This window comes from Kamptonema animale CS-326, from assembly GCF_028330895.1.
Lineage (GTDB): Bacteria > Cyanobacteriota > Cyanobacteriia > Cyanobacteriales > Microcoleaceae > Kamptonema > Kamptonema formosum.
Map to the genome: position 1 here is coordinate 1 of NZ_JAQMUA010000448.1, position 14,319 is coordinate 14,319.

General features: G+C 44.8%; 13 protein-coding genes. 4 read left to right on the forward strand and 9 right to left on the reverse strand.

Annotation, left to right across the window (positions count from 1 at the left end):
- Positions 1 to 103: 103 nt before the first annotated feature.
- The 3 genes from trpE to PN499_RS26065 all read right to left on the reverse strand — a co-directional run bounded on the left by trpE (position 104) and on the right by PN499_RS26065 (position 4,426).
- On the reverse strand, positions 104 to 1,645 hold the full coding sequence (gene trpE, locus PN499_RS26055) for an anthranilate synthase component I (protein WP_272036009.1): 1,542 nt from the start codon (positions 1,643 to 1,645) through the stop codon (positions 104 to 106).
- A 91-nt stretch (positions 1,646 to 1,736) separates the two neighbouring features.
- Positions 1,737 to 2,258, reverse strand: coding sequence for a hypothetical protein (locus PN499_RS26060; protein ID WP_272036011.1), 522 nt, complete (start codon positions 2,256 to 2,258; stop codon positions 1,737 to 1,739).
- Between the two features lie 23 nt (positions 2,259 to 2,281).
- Complete coding sequence (locus PN499_RS26065; protein WP_272036013.1) at positions 2,282 to 4,426, reverse strand: NACHT domain-containing protein; 2,145 nt, start codon at positions 4,424 to 4,426, stop codon at positions 2,282 to 2,284.
- Positions 4,427 to 4,625: 199 nt separating this feature from the next.
- Here PN499_RS26065 and PN499_RS26070 point away from each other — a divergent pair, with 199 nt between their 5' ends.
- Positions 4,626 to 4,913 (forward strand): hypothetical protein, encoded by a 288-nt coding sequence (locus tag PN499_RS26070; RefSeq protein ID WP_272036015.1) that lies wholly within the window; start codon positions 4,626 to 4,628, stop codon positions 4,911 to 4,913.
- 41 nt (positions 4,914 to 4,954) lie between these two features.
- Here PN499_RS26070 and PN499_RS26075 read toward each other — a convergent pair whose 3' ends face one another.
- Complete coding sequence (locus tag PN499_RS26075; protein WP_272036017.1) at positions 4,955 to 5,425, reverse strand: hypothetical protein; 471 nt, start codon at positions 5,423 to 5,425, stop codon at positions 4,955 to 4,957.
- Positions 5,426 to 5,559: 134 nt separating this feature from the next.
- Between PN499_RS26075 and PN499_RS26080 the strand changes: the two genes are divergently transcribed.
- Positions 5,560 to 5,772 carry a helix-turn-helix domain-containing protein gene (locus PN499_RS26080; RefSeq protein WP_007355955.1) on the forward strand — a complete coding sequence of 71 codons (213 nt, stop codon included), beginning with the start codon at positions 5,560 to 5,562 and terminating at the stop codon, positions 5,770 to 5,772.
- Between the two features lie 45 nt (positions 5,773 to 5,817).
- Here PN499_RS26080 and PN499_RS26085 read toward each other — a convergent pair whose 3' ends face one another.
- From PN499_RS26085 to psaA, 5 genes are all read right to left on the reverse strand, one after another.
- Positions 5,818 to 6,021 carry a hypothetical protein gene (locus PN499_RS26085; protein ID WP_272036019.1) on the reverse strand — a complete coding sequence of 68 codons (204 nt, stop codon included), beginning with the start codon at positions 6,019 to 6,021 and terminating at the stop codon, positions 5,818 to 5,820.
- A complete protein-coding gene (locus PN499_RS26090; RefSeq protein WP_272036021.1) occupies positions 6,018 to 6,362 on the reverse strand; it encodes a hypothetical protein in 345 nt (114 codons plus the stop codon). Before PN499_RS26090 ends, PN499_RS26085 begins: the two co-directional genes overlap by 4 nt.
- A 34-nt stretch (positions 6,363 to 6,396) precedes the next feature.
- Positions 6,397 to 6,666 (reverse strand): antibiotic biosynthesis monooxygenase, encoded by a 270-nt coding sequence (locus PN499_RS26095; RefSeq protein ID WP_272036023.1) that lies wholly within the window; start codon positions 6,664 to 6,666, stop codon positions 6,397 to 6,399.
- A 168-nt stretch (positions 6,667 to 6,834) separates the two neighbouring features.
- Positions 6,835 to 9,060, reverse strand: coding sequence for a photosystem I core protein PsaB (gene psaB, locus PN499_RS26100; protein ID WP_272036025.1), 2,226 nt, complete (start codon positions 9,058 to 9,060; stop codon positions 6,835 to 6,837).
- Between the two features lie 111 nt (positions 9,061 to 9,171).
- Entirely contained in the window at positions 9,172 to 11,466 is a 2,295-nt protein-coding gene (gene psaA / locus PN499_RS26105) for a photosystem I core protein PsaA (protein WP_272036027.1), read from the reverse strand.
- Positions 11,467 to 11,897: 431 nt separating this feature from the next.
- On the opposite strand from psaA, the gene PN499_RS26110 reads away from it, so the two are divergent.
- Entirely contained in the window at positions 11,898 to 13,196 is a 1,299-nt protein-coding gene (locus PN499_RS26110) for a hypothetical protein (protein ID WP_272036029.1), read from the forward strand.
- 503 nt (positions 13,197 to 13,699) lie between these two features.
- On the forward strand, positions 13,700 to 14,319 hold a 620-nt coding region (locus PN499_RS26115), incomplete at its 3' end, for a transposase (RefSeq protein ID WP_272036031.1).

Sequence of the window (14,319 nt, forward strand, 5' to 3'; positions counted from 1 at the left end):
GGGGGCGTTACGTAGAGTGTACTAAATTAAGCTTTAGCCAAATCTTACGATTGCTTAGCTTGGCTTGCAATGATACAATTAACAGTTAACAGTTAACCATTAACTATTTCAAACAGCGGATGGCCTCTAACATTCCTCTGGCTTTATTCAAGGTTTCCTCATATTCGGATTCTGGGTTAGAATCCGCAACTAAACCGGCTCCGGCTTGCACGGAAACGGCATTTGTGCCATCATCCTTAGTACGGACAACCATTGTGCGAATTGCGATCGCGCTATTTAATTGTCCCTCAAAATCATAATACCCGTAAACCCCGGAATAAGGCCCGCGACGACATCCTTCTAATTCGTGAATAATTTGCATCGCCCGAATTTTAGGAGCACCGCTGACAGTACCCGCAGGAAAACAAGCTTTCAACAAATCCCAAGCCGTTTTATCGCTAGCTAATTCTCCCACAACATTGCTGACAATGTGCATGACATGAGAATAACGCTCGATTACCATTAATTCGTCAACTTTTACAGTACCATTGCGACAGACGCGGCCTAAATCATTGCGGCCTAAATCAACTAACATGACGTGCTCGGCAACTTCTTTTGGGTCTTGCAATAATTCTGCTGCTAAGGCATCATCTTCTTGGGGAGTTTTACCTCGGCGGCGAGTTCCAGCAATGGGCCGCAATGTTGCTACTTTTTTGCCATCTGCGGTATTTTCAGCTTTTACCATGACTTCGGGACTGGAACCAATAATTTGCCAATTTCCGAAGTTAAAATAAGCCATGTAGGGAGATGGATTAATTAAGCGCAAGGAACGATAAAGTCCGAAGGGATCGCCGTTATATTCAGCAGATAATCGTTGAGAAAGTACGACTTGAAAAATATCGCCAGCTTTGATGTAATCTTTGGCTTTTTGAACGTTAGCACAGAATTTTTCGCGGGTAATGTTGCTAGTGTAGTCTAAGGTTTTTTCCGCTGTTGACTGATAAGAATCAAATCCCGGCGGTGTCCATTCTAAGAGTGTTGTTTGCTGGGAAAGTGGGGATTTTAACTTATTAACTAGCTGAGTAACGCGATCGCACGCTTGCTGATATGCTTCACGCAAGTCTACATTACTATCTCGTAAGTCAGCGTAGGAAATCGCCCAAATTTTGCGCTTCACTTGGTCAAAAATTAGCAAGTTATCTACCTGCATCCACAACCCATCTGGCAAATCTTCAGCGGTGGCTGGATAAACAGGTACTCGCGATTCCATCCAGTTAATTAATTCATATCCCCAAAATCCAAATAAGCCGCCAATTCCTAATGGTAATTGGGGTAATTTAACGGGGTGAAAAGTTTGGAGACAGGTGGTTATGGCTTCAAAGGGATCGCCTGTAAAGATGGTTTGGGAACCGTCGCGGTGGGTTTGAGTAGTGCGATCGCCTCTTGCTTCCAAAATCCACAGCGGATCGCAGCCTAATAAACTATAACGCCCGATTTTCTCGCCGCCTTCGACTGATTCTAGCAGGAAACTGTAGGGTTGACCGGCACAGACGCGATACCAAGCTGAAACGGGGGTATCTAAATCGGCCACCCATTCTTGATAAACGGGGATGAAGTTACCTTGCTTGGCGAGTTCGGAGAATTGGGTAAAATCGGGGAAAATCATAATTTCAATTATAGTCTATTGTTCAATTATATATAGGACTTAGGCAAAGAAACCGGGTTTCTTAGAAAAATCTTCGACTTAAACTAGAAATCTAGTCAGAAACCCGGTTTCTGGACTCTGCGGTTACGGAAAAGTTTTCTCGCCAATATTTTTGTAGCGCGTAGGTGTCTCTGAGTTGTTGCAGTGCTTCGGGTGAAAATTCTGATTTAATTTTACCGATAAATAGGCCCCATTCGTAGAGGCGATCGATGGAATAGGCGTTAGTAAGTTGGTGGGTGTAGAATGTTGTCCAAAATTCAGGGGCGATCGCACTTTTCCAGCGTTTACGCCACATTGAGAAATCGGAGGGATTTGGTAATTCTACTTCTAATAATGGGGGGAAATCTGCATAGTTGACGAAGCGGCTAATGCCTTTAGCATGGATGTAGACTACATGACGGTAGCATTCGATTCGATAGATGTCATCTGGGGAAATATTAAATAGAATGGTTACGGTTTCTTCGGTGACAAATCTGGCGAGGGGATGGAGAAGTGAGGATTTGTGGAGGATTTTTGAACAGGATATAGTTAAATTTAACTGAGATGGTTCTATCATTTTAAAGGTATAGGGCATTAATTTTACGATTCAATCCTCTTTTAATTCTCTGGAACTAGCAACATCCGCGATTCTATTTCTTCCCAGGTTGTTGCTGATATTCTCACGGCTGCTTCTTTGCATTGGATGATGAGATAATTAGCATATAAATAATCTCCCAGTGCTTTTGCTTCTTTCTCAGATAATTTGACCAGTTCTTGATCGAGATGGGTCGCATTATACCAGGTATCTAGAAGGCTATCTAAAAATGCTAAAAATTCTAAGTGTATTTGCTCAGATTGAATGTATTTGGGTACTCTATCTTTGAGTTTTTCCAGTTGAGTAATTAGTTCAATCCAGTTCACGTCCTTGAAGATGTTTATTTTTTTAAATTCTTCAGCAAGCTTTATTATATCGGTGATGGTTTTGGCATTGATGATAATATTGAGGCTGGCTATGGCGTAGACGTTGGCTTTTGTGATGGCAATGTTTTTGGTCCTAATGATGACATTGACGTTGGTCATAGCGATGGCGATGGCGTAGGCATTGGCGATGGCAATCGCTATGGGGTTGGCACTGACGATGGTCATGGGGTTGGCACTGACAATGACATTGGCATAGCCAATCGCCGCAGCACGTTTACCCGCAGGTTTAAAATCACCTTCTGAACCCTTAGTTACTTCATCTGCCCATTGCAATAGCCTTTGCAACTTCGGCATATTAATAATATATTTTTGAGCGTCTTTTTCCATTAACAACAGCAAGTCATCAGCCCCATTTTTTGAACGTACCAACCCCGCCACCAACAAAAACACCTCTTGCCAGCGTCTATCAGAAAGATGATTAGTAACTAACTGCTCAATTAAATTATTATCAGCAATATATTGAGCCGTGAGATATTCTTGAAGCGTCAAATGCGAAAAAGAATAAACATCCTCCGCTCGTTCTACCACAATCCCCTGTTGAACTGCGATCGCATTCAGCACCGCCTCACCGTCTAAATGCTTCGGTGCATTCAATTTATTTGCTAAAAAAGTTTTGATTTGATCGACCATTTCTCGCTGTGAGAAAAACAGTTTATCCACCTCAAAACCACTATAAGCAATCTCTGATAGCAGAGTCTCCTCTAACTCCGTACTCAATCCTTGATAAATTTCATCTGGCTGAATTTGCTTTTCCTTTGCCCATTTTTCCAACAAGATACGTAGAGCTTTTTTATAGAGAACGCTGCGATTATTAGGAAAGTTTTGGGAAGGGTCATAAGTGAGGCACAGCAAAGTTAATAATAATGGTGTGTGGGCTAACTCTTTAGCTGCTGAATATTCTGGCTTTTGTAATAACTCCCAACATTTTTGAGCCGTTCCCGCTTGTTTATCAGCCTCAGAGTGAAACCAGTTCTTAATAAACTGCTCAATTTGAGTATCGTCAAAATCTGCAAGTTTTACATCTGTAAAGCGTTTAAAATTGTGTCGATAAGCGGCGGTGCGGCAAGAGACAATAAAGCGATTTTTGTCATAGCGATCTACAAAATTTTGAATTTGATTAATCGCCTCATTTATATTAACTTTCGGCACTTCATCCAATCCATCCAGCAAAATCAATAATTTCCCTTGTTCTAAAACCTTAGCGATGAATTGATCGGGAGACGGACAACCACAAATTCTAAACTCATCAACAATAACTTTCTCAATTTCTATATGACTAGAAGGAAAGTTTTTAAGTTCAATAAAAACGGGAATACAATCATGTTTAAATTCACCTTTTTTATCCTTCAGTGCCTCCAGCCCCATTTTTCGCAAAAATGTAGATTTTCCCGCCCCAGACTGCCCTAAAACCATCAAAAATTGCTTATCATTAGCAATTTTCAGCTCTTCTGCTTTCTGGTAATCTTGCCCCTGAAAACTTCGCTTATTAGCTTCGCGGTAAGTTTCCTCTAAACTTTGGAGTGATGCAAAATTGCGTATTTCTGGCTCTTCCAAAAACTGCACAGTAGTATAAACTAATTCTAATGATACAGGCTCCCGCATTCCCAAGGCTTTAAGAATGCCGTGACGATTAATGTAGCGTTTCTCGTATTCCCCCAATACATTGTAAATTAGTTGTTTAGTTTCCTGAGTTAAAATTTTACCCATTTCCGGGAGTGATTGAAAAATGGGGACGGCGATACGGCTAATAACACTTATACCAACTGTTTCAATTCCTGTCATAGGAGTATTGGGGAATGCTTACGAGTTTATCAATTATAGCTCAACTGTTGCATAATTTTCAAAAACCTGTAGCCCCACTCTCGGCGATTGAAATCGCAGCTACACAAACAAAGTCCGCCTACGCGGACTATTGAGGCATTGATTAACAACGGTGCAAAATATCAGGTATAATTGCACAAAGTATTTTCTCATATTTCCTATGACCATCAATATCTTACCTAAACTTGACAACCTACCATCATCTCTGCCGATAGAAGGTGCAGTTAGGATTGAGTTAGAAGAAGGAATGCCCGTTTTTCGAGCTACTAGCACAGTCCAAGATAAAATAGAAGAATTGCTCTTTAAACAGCAAAACTCTGCCCTAACTCCCGCCGAAGAAAAAGAACTTGATTCCTACGAAGAAATAGATGATTACCTAAGTTTTGTCAACCGCACTATTCACAATCTTTTTCTTACCCAAAATCAACAAGAGAACTCAAATGTCTGATTTAGAAAAAGCTTTAGATACTTTTTATAATGCCGCAAATCTCAAAAGTTTTCCCACCCCGATTTTTCTCTGGCGTAAACATCTCTTAAATCCTGCAATATTTCGTGAGAAAATTCCGATTTAATTTTACCAACTAACCTCCCCCACTCCTGCAAATGCTCGATTGAAGAAGCATTTTTAAACTGGTAAGTATAAAATTTAACCCAAAATTCCGGCGCAATTTTAGCTTTCCACCGTTTGTGCCACCGCCAGAAATCTTGGGTATTAGGTACTGTCACCCCCACTAGCGGCGGAAAATCCGCATAGCTAACAAATCGACTAATTCCCTTAGCATGAACATAGACAACGTGGCGGTAACAATCAATCCGATAAATCTCATCGAGTGAGATGTTGAATAGGAGAGCAACCGTTTCCTCAGTGACAAATCTCGCCAACGGATGCAAAACTGGCGATTTGTGAAGAATTTTTGAGCAGGCCAGAGGGCTTGATTTTGACAAAGATGCTGCTATCATGGTAGGTGCATTAGACAGATACTATCTGTCCTTATTAGGTTTTACAGGCGATCGCCCTTTAGTTTTCTACGCCGGAGAGCGATCGCTTTTTCAGATAAAATTATTGTAAAACGCAACTGCATTATTTGTCAAGCATGGGTTTAGTCAGAGTCAAAGTCCGGGAACTAGCGGCTGAAAGGGGCTGGACATTTAAGGAAGTAGCTGAGCGATCGGGCGTGATTTACAGCACTATAACCAGTTATGCTCGTCGTTCAGAAATATCAATGGTTGATTTTACGGCCCTGCACAAGCTAGCGCGGGCGTTTGATGTGATGATTGAAGATTTAGTTGAGATTATTGAAGAATAGGCGATCGCGCTTTTGGTGAAGTGAGAGAATGCGATCGCGCTAATCTTAATCCTTAACAGCATCCGCCAACCGTTTCGCCTTTTCCCGACGGTGAACATTAATCGGACTATTGCGAATATCAGCCTCCACCATAGCAATCAGTTCATCTAAACTTAAAGTAAGAGCCTCAAGCCTTTGGTTACTTTCCCGAAGCATGGCGACAGTTTTATTAACTTTCTCTGGATCTGGCAAATTTTTTTGTGTATTCATATTATGTTCCAATCTATTTTTGCCTCTTGAACACTTGCTGCGGAAGCAGCTAGCGCCGCTTGTGTTTGCTCAATAGTTTGAGCTAATAAATTCAGCATAGCAGAAGAAGCCAATGGCTGTGATTCAGCAATCCGCAGCAGCAGTGTGTAGAAGCGAGAATAAGGATCTCTTAACCTTTCTGTAGCATTTTGCAATTGCTCCAACACTGTAGCTGTCGCCTCCGTCTCCCCATATTGCTCAAAGATCGCAAATTCTGCCGCTTTTGCTTCATCAATTCCTGCCAAAAGCCTTGCCTGCAAATTCAAGATAGTAGCTATTGTTTCCTGCGGTAACTTCGCCATAGAAAAATACTCACAATTTACGTACTGACTAGGTTTATAGAAGCCCATTTTCTAGTTCTTCTAGATAGATAAATTCAGGTGCTTTGACACCAGCTTTTTTTCTTATTTCTACCAATTCCGGCGATTCAAAAAACTTTCTTGCACGCTCTAAAGATAACCATTTTGAAAAGTGAACAATATGATTTGCATCATCGTCGTATTTTAATAGTTGATAACTTAGTTCTCCTGCATCCTTTCTAATCTTTGCTGCTCCATCGAAGATAGTTTTCCATGCTGGGTAATCTTCTACTTGATGGATAATCAAAACGTATTGCACAATAATTTATTTTTGTAGCGTGAACCTAACTTAAATAATTTTACCTCAATTATCGTTTTCTTCACTTGCTCTCAATTTTGCACCAACAAACCAAACAAAATCCCCCGCCGAAAGGCAGGGGATTTGTTCAATTACCTACAGAACCAGAATTCAGAATTACCCGAATTTCCCGGCCGTCGAGGCAATTACAAAGGCCGCGTAAGTGAAGACAAAGCCAACTGCAAAGTGAGCTAAACCAACTACGCGAGCTTGCACAATTGACAGAGCCACTGGCTTATCCTTCCAGCGAACCAAGTTCGCCAAAGGAGTGCGCTCGTGAGCCCAAACAATCGTCTCGATCAACTCTTGCCAATAACCACGCCAAGAGATCAAGAACATGAAACCAGTTGCCCAAACCAAGTGTCCGAATAAGAACATCCAGGCCCAAACAGACAAGTTATTCGTTCCAAACGGGTTGTAACCGTTGATCAACTGAGAGGAATACAGCCAGAGGTAATCGCGGAACCAGCCCATCAGGTAGGTAGAAGACTCATTGAACTGAGCCACATTACCTTGCCAGATGCCTAAGTGTTTCCAGTGGAAGTAGAAAGTCACCCACGCGATCGTATTCAGCATCCAGAACGCCGCTAGATAGAAAGAATCCCATCCAGAGATGTCGCAAGTACCGCCACGACCGGGGCCGTCGCAAGGGAAAGCATAGCCGAAATCTTTCTTATCCGGCATCAACTTAGAACCGCGAGCGTCCAGAGCGCCCTTGACCAAGATCAAGGTGGTGGTGTGCAAGCCAAGTGCGATCGCATGGTGAACCAAGAAATCGCCAGGGCCGATGGCCAAGAACAGAGAGTTGGTACCGCTATTGATTGCATCTAGCCAGCCAGGTAGCCATACGTTACCGTAGTTAGGCCAAGCTGTAGAAGCAATGCTGTCAGAGTTAGACAGCAGCAAGTCCATACCGTAGAGAGCCTTACCGTGAGAAGCTTGAATGAACTGAGCAAATACTGGCTCAATTAAAATTTGCTTCTCAGGAGTGCCAAAAGCAACAACTACGTCGTTGTGAACGTACAGACCGAGAGTGTGGAAGCCCAAGAATAGTGACACCCAGCTCAAGTGGGAAATAATCGCTTCCTTGTGTTGCAACACGCGGTAAAGCACGTTGCCCTTGTTTTGTTCGGGATCGTAATCCCGCACCATGAAGATCGCACCGTGAGCAAAAGCCCCCAGCATGATGAATCCAGCAATGTACTGGTGGTGCGTGTACAGCGCCGCCTGAGTGGTGTAATCCCTAGCTATGAAAGCGTAAGGAGGCAGCGAGTACATATGCTGCGCTACGAGGGAAGTAATTACCCCTAGAGCAGCCAAGTGCCAGCCTAACTGGAAGTGCAGAGAGTTGTTGTAGGTCTCATAAATGCCTTGGTGAGGCATATTGAAAGGGCCTTCAACTTTCTTACCAAAGAAATCTTTGGAATCGCACATTTCTTTGATGCTGTGACCGATACCGAAGTTCGTCCGGTACATATGACCAGCAACAATGAACAGAACTGCGATCGCCAAGTGGTGGTGAGCAATGTCAGTCAGCCACAACGATTCAGTCTGAGGGTGGAAACCACCCAAGAAAGTCAGAATTGCAGTTCCAGAACCTTGTGCAGTACCGAAGACATGACCCGCAGTGTCAGGGTTTTCGGCGTAAACGCCCCAGTTACCCGTAAAGAACGGAGCCAAGCCAGCGGGGTGAGGCAGCGTAGACAGGAAGTTATCCCAGCCAACGTGCTGACCGCGAGATTCAGGAATAGCGACGTGAACCAAGTGACCCGTCCAGGCCAAAGAGCTGACACCGAACAAACCAGCCAAGTGGTGGTTGAGGCGAGATTCAGCATTCTTAAACCAAGACAAGCTGGGGCGGAATTTGGGTTGAAGGTGCAGCCAACCTGCAAACAACAACACAGCAGACAGCACCAACAGGAAGATAGCTCCTTGATACAAGTCAGCGTTTGTCCGCATCCCTTGGGTGTACCACCAGTGGTACACCCCAGAGTAAGCAATATTCACCGGATTAGAAGCACCGGCTTGGGTGAAAGCATCTACTGCCGGAGCACCGAATTGCGGGTCCCAAATCGCGTGAGCGATCGGGCGGACATTTAGAGGGTCTTTAATCCACTGTTCAAAGTTACCTTGCCACGCTACGTGGAACAGGTTGCCGGAAGTCCAGAGGAAAATGATCGCTAGGTGGCCGAAGTGGGAGGCAAAAATCTTTTGGTAAAGATTTTCCTCGGTCATGCCGTCGTGGCTTTCAAAGTCGTGGGCTGTCGCAATCCCGTACCAGATCCGACGAGTAGTTGGATCTTGAGCAAGGTCTTGGCTAAATTTTGGAAATTTTGTTGCCATAAGCCTTGATTAATGCTGAATCCTGAAGGTTGAATGGATTCGGGTGCGGATTTTGGATTCTAGATTTTGCGAATGATCCAAAATTCCAGAATCCAAAATCTAGGGGGTAGTTTAGCCTACCGAAATAATTCGAGCTAGGAAGAATGCCCACGTAGTGACAATTCCTCCCAAGAGGTAGTGAGCTACCCCCACAGCGCGACCCTGAGTAATGCTCAGAGCGCGGGGCTGAATCGACGGAGCTACCTTTAGCTTATTATGAGCCCAAACAATGGACTCAATCAATTCTTGCCAGTAGCCGCGACCGCTGAACAGGAACATCAGACTAAAAGCGAAGACGAAGTGACCGCCCAAGAACAGCAAGCCGTAAGCAGACAGCGCTGAACCGTAGGACTGAATCACCTGGGCTGCTTGTGCCCAGAGGAAATCACGCAGCCAGCCATTGATCGTGATTGCACTTTGTGCAAAGTTGCCGCCGGTGATATGAGAAATTGTACCGTCTGGCGCTACAGTTCCCCAAACATCTGACTGCATCTTCCAACTAAAGTGGAAAATCACGATTGACAAGCTGTTGTACATCCAGAACAGACCCAGGAAGACGTGATCCCAGCCAGATACCTGACAGGTGCCGCCACGACCAGGGCCATCGCAAGGGAACCGGAAGCCTAAACTGGCTTTGTCGGGAACCAAGCGAGAGCTACGGGCGAACAGCACGCCCTTAAGCAGGATCAGAACAGTAACGTGGATGGTGAAAGCATGGATGTGGTGGATCAAGAAGTCCGCCGTACCCAGTGCGATCGGCATCATTGCTACTTTGCCGCCCACTGCTACTACCCCACCACCGAAAGCGTGACTAACGATTTCTTGGGCATTAGGGGCAGTATTGCCGGGAGCTAAGGTGTGAATACGTTGTATCCACTGAGCAAATACTGGCTGCAATTGAATCCCAGTATCCGAGAACATATCTTGAGGACGACCGAAAGCCCGCATTGTATCGTTGTGTACGTACAGACCGAAGCTGTGGAAGCCCAAGAAGATACAAACCCAGTTCAGGTGGGAAATAATCGCATCGCGGTGACGAATCACGCGATCCAGCAGGTTGTTCACGTGCTGGGTAGGAGTGTAGTCCCGCACCATGAAGATTGCCGCGTGAGCCGCAGCTCCAACAATCAGGAATCCGCCAATCCACATATGGTGGGTGAACAAAGATAGCTGAGTTGGGTAGTCAGTAGCAATGTACGGATACGGAGGCATCGAGTACATATGCTGGGCGACGATGATGCTCAAAGAGCCCATCCAAGCCAAGTTCCAAGACAGTTGGCAATGCCAAGACTGGGTGAAGATTTCGTACATCCCTTTGTGGCCTTCGCCAGTAAAGGGACCTTTGTGAGCTTCTAGAACTTCTTTAAAGCTGTGGCCGATGCCCCAGTTAGTCCGGTAGAAGTGACCTGCGACGATGAACAACACTGCCAGAGCTAAGTGGTGGTGAGCTGTATCAGTCAGCCACAGACCGCCGGTAGTTGGGTTCAGACCGCCTTTGAAAGTCAGGAAGTCACTGTACGCTCCCCAGTTCAGCGTGAAAAATGGGGTTAGACCCTTAGCAAAGCTGGGGTAAAGATCTGCCATCAAGCTGGGGTTTAAAATCCACTCATGCGGCAGTGGAATGTCCCCAACTGTAGCGATTGTTTTCCCGCCGATGGTCAGAGGTTGACCAGCGTCGATCGCATCTAAGCAAGCGTTGATCGGTAGGGAAACGTGGATCTGCTGACCCGCATAACCCAAGCAACCACAACCAAGTAAACCTGCCAAGTGGTGGTTCATCATCGACTCCACATTCTGGAACCATTCCAGTTTGGGAGCTCTAACGTGATAGTGGAACCAACCTGCGAACAGCATTAAGGCTGCCATGACTAAAGCGCCAATGGCCGTGCAGTATAGCTGGTAAGAGTTTGTGATACCGTTAGCCCGCCACAGTTGGAACAGACCAGAGGTGATCTGAATCCCGTGGAAGCCGCCGCCTACATCCCCATTTAAAATTTCTTGACCGAAAATTGGCCAAACCACTTGAGCGCTAGGCTTGATGCCTGTAGGGTTCGTTAACCAAGCTTCGTAATTGGAAAACTTTGCGCCATGAAAGTACGCTCCGCTTAACCAGACGAAGATCACGGCTAAGTGGCCGAAGTGAGCGCTAAAAATTTTGCGTGAAACGTCTTCTAAGTCGCTGGTATGACTGTCAAAGTCGTGAGCGTTAGCGTGCAGGTTCCAAATCCAGGTGGTGGTTTTGGGTCCCTTGGCTAGGGTGCGGTCGAAATGTCCCGGCTTAGACCACTTCTCGAAGGAAGTAGGTACTGGGTTGTTATCGACTGTCACTTTTACCTTTGCCTCTCGCTCTGGAGGACTAATTGTCATGCAGACTCTCCTCTCAATAAGACAAGGAACGAGAATTGATACTCCTCTCTCTGCTAGTGGCAGTTCAACCGCTTCGTTCGAGGGAGTTGATTATGAATTATAGACTCCCACATCTTCTGCATTGCGTGTGTTAACAATTATTAAAAAACCCTAAACCGTTCACCCTTCAAAGATTCTAGTTCCACAGTAATCAGAAAAAGTCAAGGGGTAATGCCATTAACTTTACAAAACTAAAAGATCGGGATCGGAACAGAAGTGGGGGCTGGGGAGAGACTTAGAGTTATAGAGTTATAGGTTATGAGCTATAAGTTATAAATTATGAAAAGATTATTGAACTCAACATTTAACCGTTAACTAATTCATAACTATCTTTCCTCTTCACCCTTTTCAGCTATAGTTCCCTTATGCACAGGTTCTAGGAGAATGGCTGCGTGTTTGGCATCAATTGTTGGTGGATGGCTACGCGAAGGCTGCTGGCATCTTTGACGGCAGCGGTTTTAGTATTGAGTCTGGTTGGTTGCGGCGATCGCATTTCAGAATTGCCCAAATCGATCCCCAATCGTGCTTGGGTGGCAAGCAAGGCTCAGAAAATTTCAGAGGTTTCTCCCCCAGAAGCCCTTCAACAACTGCGTCAGACCCTCGAAATTTACCAGCCTCAAGTAAAAATATTGAGTCCGAGGCAAGATGAATTTCTCAAGGATAATACTGTTACAGTCAGATTCCAAGTTCAAGACTTGCCTATTTTCAAAGATGCTGACCTGGGTTTGGGCCCCCACCTGGAAGTCTTTCTAGATAACCAACCTTACAAAGAGATTTACAACAGTACCCAACCATTAGTTCTCTCCGATTTAGAACCTGGAACCCACACCCTACGAGCCTTCGCCGTCCGTCCTTGGGGCGAGAGCTTTAAAAATGAAGGCGCTTACGCTCAAACCACTTTTCATCTGTTCACCAAAACCCAAGACAATAATCCAGATCGAGCTTTGCCTCTGTTAACTTATAGCCAACCTCAAGGAAGCTATGGGGCGGAGCCAATTGGATTAGATTTCTACCTCACTAATGCTCCCCTACATTTAGTAGCCCAAGAAAATTCTCAAGATGAAATAGTTGACTGGAAGATTCGGGTTACAATCAACGGCGAAAGTTTCCTCACAGATGAGTGGCAAGCTATCTATCTTAAAGGCTTTACACCCGGAAAAAATTGGGTGCAAGTCGAATTTCTAGACGAAGAGGGAAACCCGGTTGAAAACGCCTTTAATAATACAGTTAGGGTAATTACCTATGAACCTTCAGGTCAAGATACCCTTTCTAAGTTAGTGCGAGGCGAACTAACTGCTGCTGATGTTGGTACGATCGTCGATCCCCATTACACAGCTAAAATACCAGAGCCAAAGCCAGAACCTATTGTTCCTAAACCAGAACCAACCCCGGAACCAACCCCGGAACCAACGCCAGAACCTGTTATTACTCCCATACCGACGCTGCCAGAGATAATAGATAAAGCACCGATACCAGAAGTGCGATCGCCTGGAGAATCCCAGGATGCGGCTAAGCTTGTACCTGAACCGCAAGAAGTTACCCCAAAAACTGCTGCTGAGACTCCAAGGGAATCGCCTGTTGTACCGAAGGCGATCGCACCACCTGCTGAAACCTTAATAGTACCGGAACAAACGGTTTCAGGGTCAGAAACTACGCCATCACCTCATAATTCTGTAGAAGCTGGAAGTTAATCAGAGTTGGTGGGTTTTAGGGAGCGACTACAGTCACTACTAAAGCGCGATCGCACTGTCATGTTTGTAGTCCCTAGAAATAGCTGTACTTGCTAATCTATGCCTTTGTTCACTTTGCTTCCTGTGTAATCCCATCTAATGACATCGGCTGTACAGATGTTGTGCTAGCAACTCTGCTAAAGAAATCCCTAATTAGTTGGATGGCATCAGCCCTTTTAAACAGTTAAGCTCCGCAGAATAATTATCTCTGCGGGGTTTACTTTTAGAGGGATAATTATACCAACCGCCAAAACCATTAGGACATTCTTAATTTCTGAAACCCTAACTATTCTATTTTCTTTCTCTTGCCTTCTTTCCCTAGCCCCTAGCCCAGCCCCTAACTAGGGCTTGCTGAATCAGTGCCTGGAGGTGATGCAGTCTGGGTGATGCGATCGCGGATCGAGAGTATGGTGCAAGAAAAACAGGTAAAATAGGTCAAAACCTTTGCATCACCATTTGCGATCGTGTACAGAAAATTTGAGCTTGCTCCCCTCCCACCCTTGGACTTTGAACTAGCCAACGGCTCCAAATTGTCAACAGACAACCGTTGGGTAAAAATGGCCGAACTAATCCCTTGGTTAGAATTTGAATCAGATTATGCTGAAAAGTTCCCCACCGAAATGGGGGCACCCGCCAAATCATTTAGGATGGCATTAGGAGCATTAATTATCAAAGAAAAACTCGGAATCAGCGACATAGAAACAGTAGAACAAATCCGAGAAAACCCATACCTACAATACTTTATAGGTCAATCAATCTACAGTAATGAACCCCCATTTGACCCATCACTATTAGTCCACTTTCGGCAGCGAATCAGTGCGAATTTAATCAAGAAAGTGAACGAACGAATGGTGGAAAAAATGCGCGAAACCACCCGAAAACCGCCCGAAAAAAAAAAGGATTCGGACGCAAAAAATGAATCAACCAATCAAGGAAAATTAATCATAGATGCGACCTGTGCGCCAGCAGACATTAGCTATCCCACCGACTTAGGACTATTAAACAAGGCCATAGTTCATACCGAAAAAATCATCGACATTCTCTATAAGTCCCTCAAAGGAAAAATTAATAAAAAACCCAGAAC

What these genes read in the sequence shown, in the direction of transcription:
- PN499_RS26090 (WP_272036021.1), bottom strand. Translation starts at nt 6,362, where the DNA reads ATGGCGAAGTTACCGCAGGAAACAATAGCTACTATCTTGAATTTGCAG.
- PN499_RS26060 (WP_272036011.1), bottom strand. Translation starts at nt 2,258, where the DNA reads ATGCCCTATACCTTTAAAATGATAGAACCATCTCAGTTAAATTTAACT.
- PN499_RS26075 (WP_272036017.1), bottom strand. Translation starts at nt 5,425, where the DNA reads ATGATAGCAGCATCTTTGTCAAAATCAAGCCCTCTGGCCTGCTCAAAA.
- PN499_RS26085 (WP_272036019.1), bottom strand. Translation starts at nt 6,021, where the DNA reads ATGAATACACAAAAAAATTTGCCAGATCCAGAGAAAGTTAATAAAACT.
- psaA (WP_272036027.1), bottom strand. Translation starts at nt 11,466, where the DNA reads ATGACAATTAGTCCTCCAGAGCGAGAGGCAAAGGTAAAAGTGACAGTC.
- PN499_RS26065 (WP_272036013.1), bottom strand. Translation starts at nt 4,426, where the DNA reads ATGACAGGAATTGAAACAGTTGGTATAAGTGTTATTAGCCGTATCGCC.
- PN499_RS26070 (WP_272036015.1), top strand. Translation starts at nt 4,626, where the DNA reads ATGACCATCAATATCTTACCTAAACTTGACAACCTACCATCATCTCTG.
- PN499_RS26080 (WP_007355955.1), top strand. Translation starts at nt 5,560, where the DNA reads ATGGGTTTAGTCAGAGTCAAAGTCCGGGAACTAGCGGCTGAAAGGGGC.
- psaB (WP_272036025.1), bottom strand. Translation starts at nt 9,060, where the DNA reads ATGGCAACAAAATTTCCAAAATTTAGCCAAGACCTTGCTCAAGATCCA.
- trpE (WP_272036009.1), bottom strand. Translation starts at nt 1,645, where the DNA reads ATGATTTTCCCCGATTTTACCCAATTCTCCGAACTCGCCAAGCAAGGT.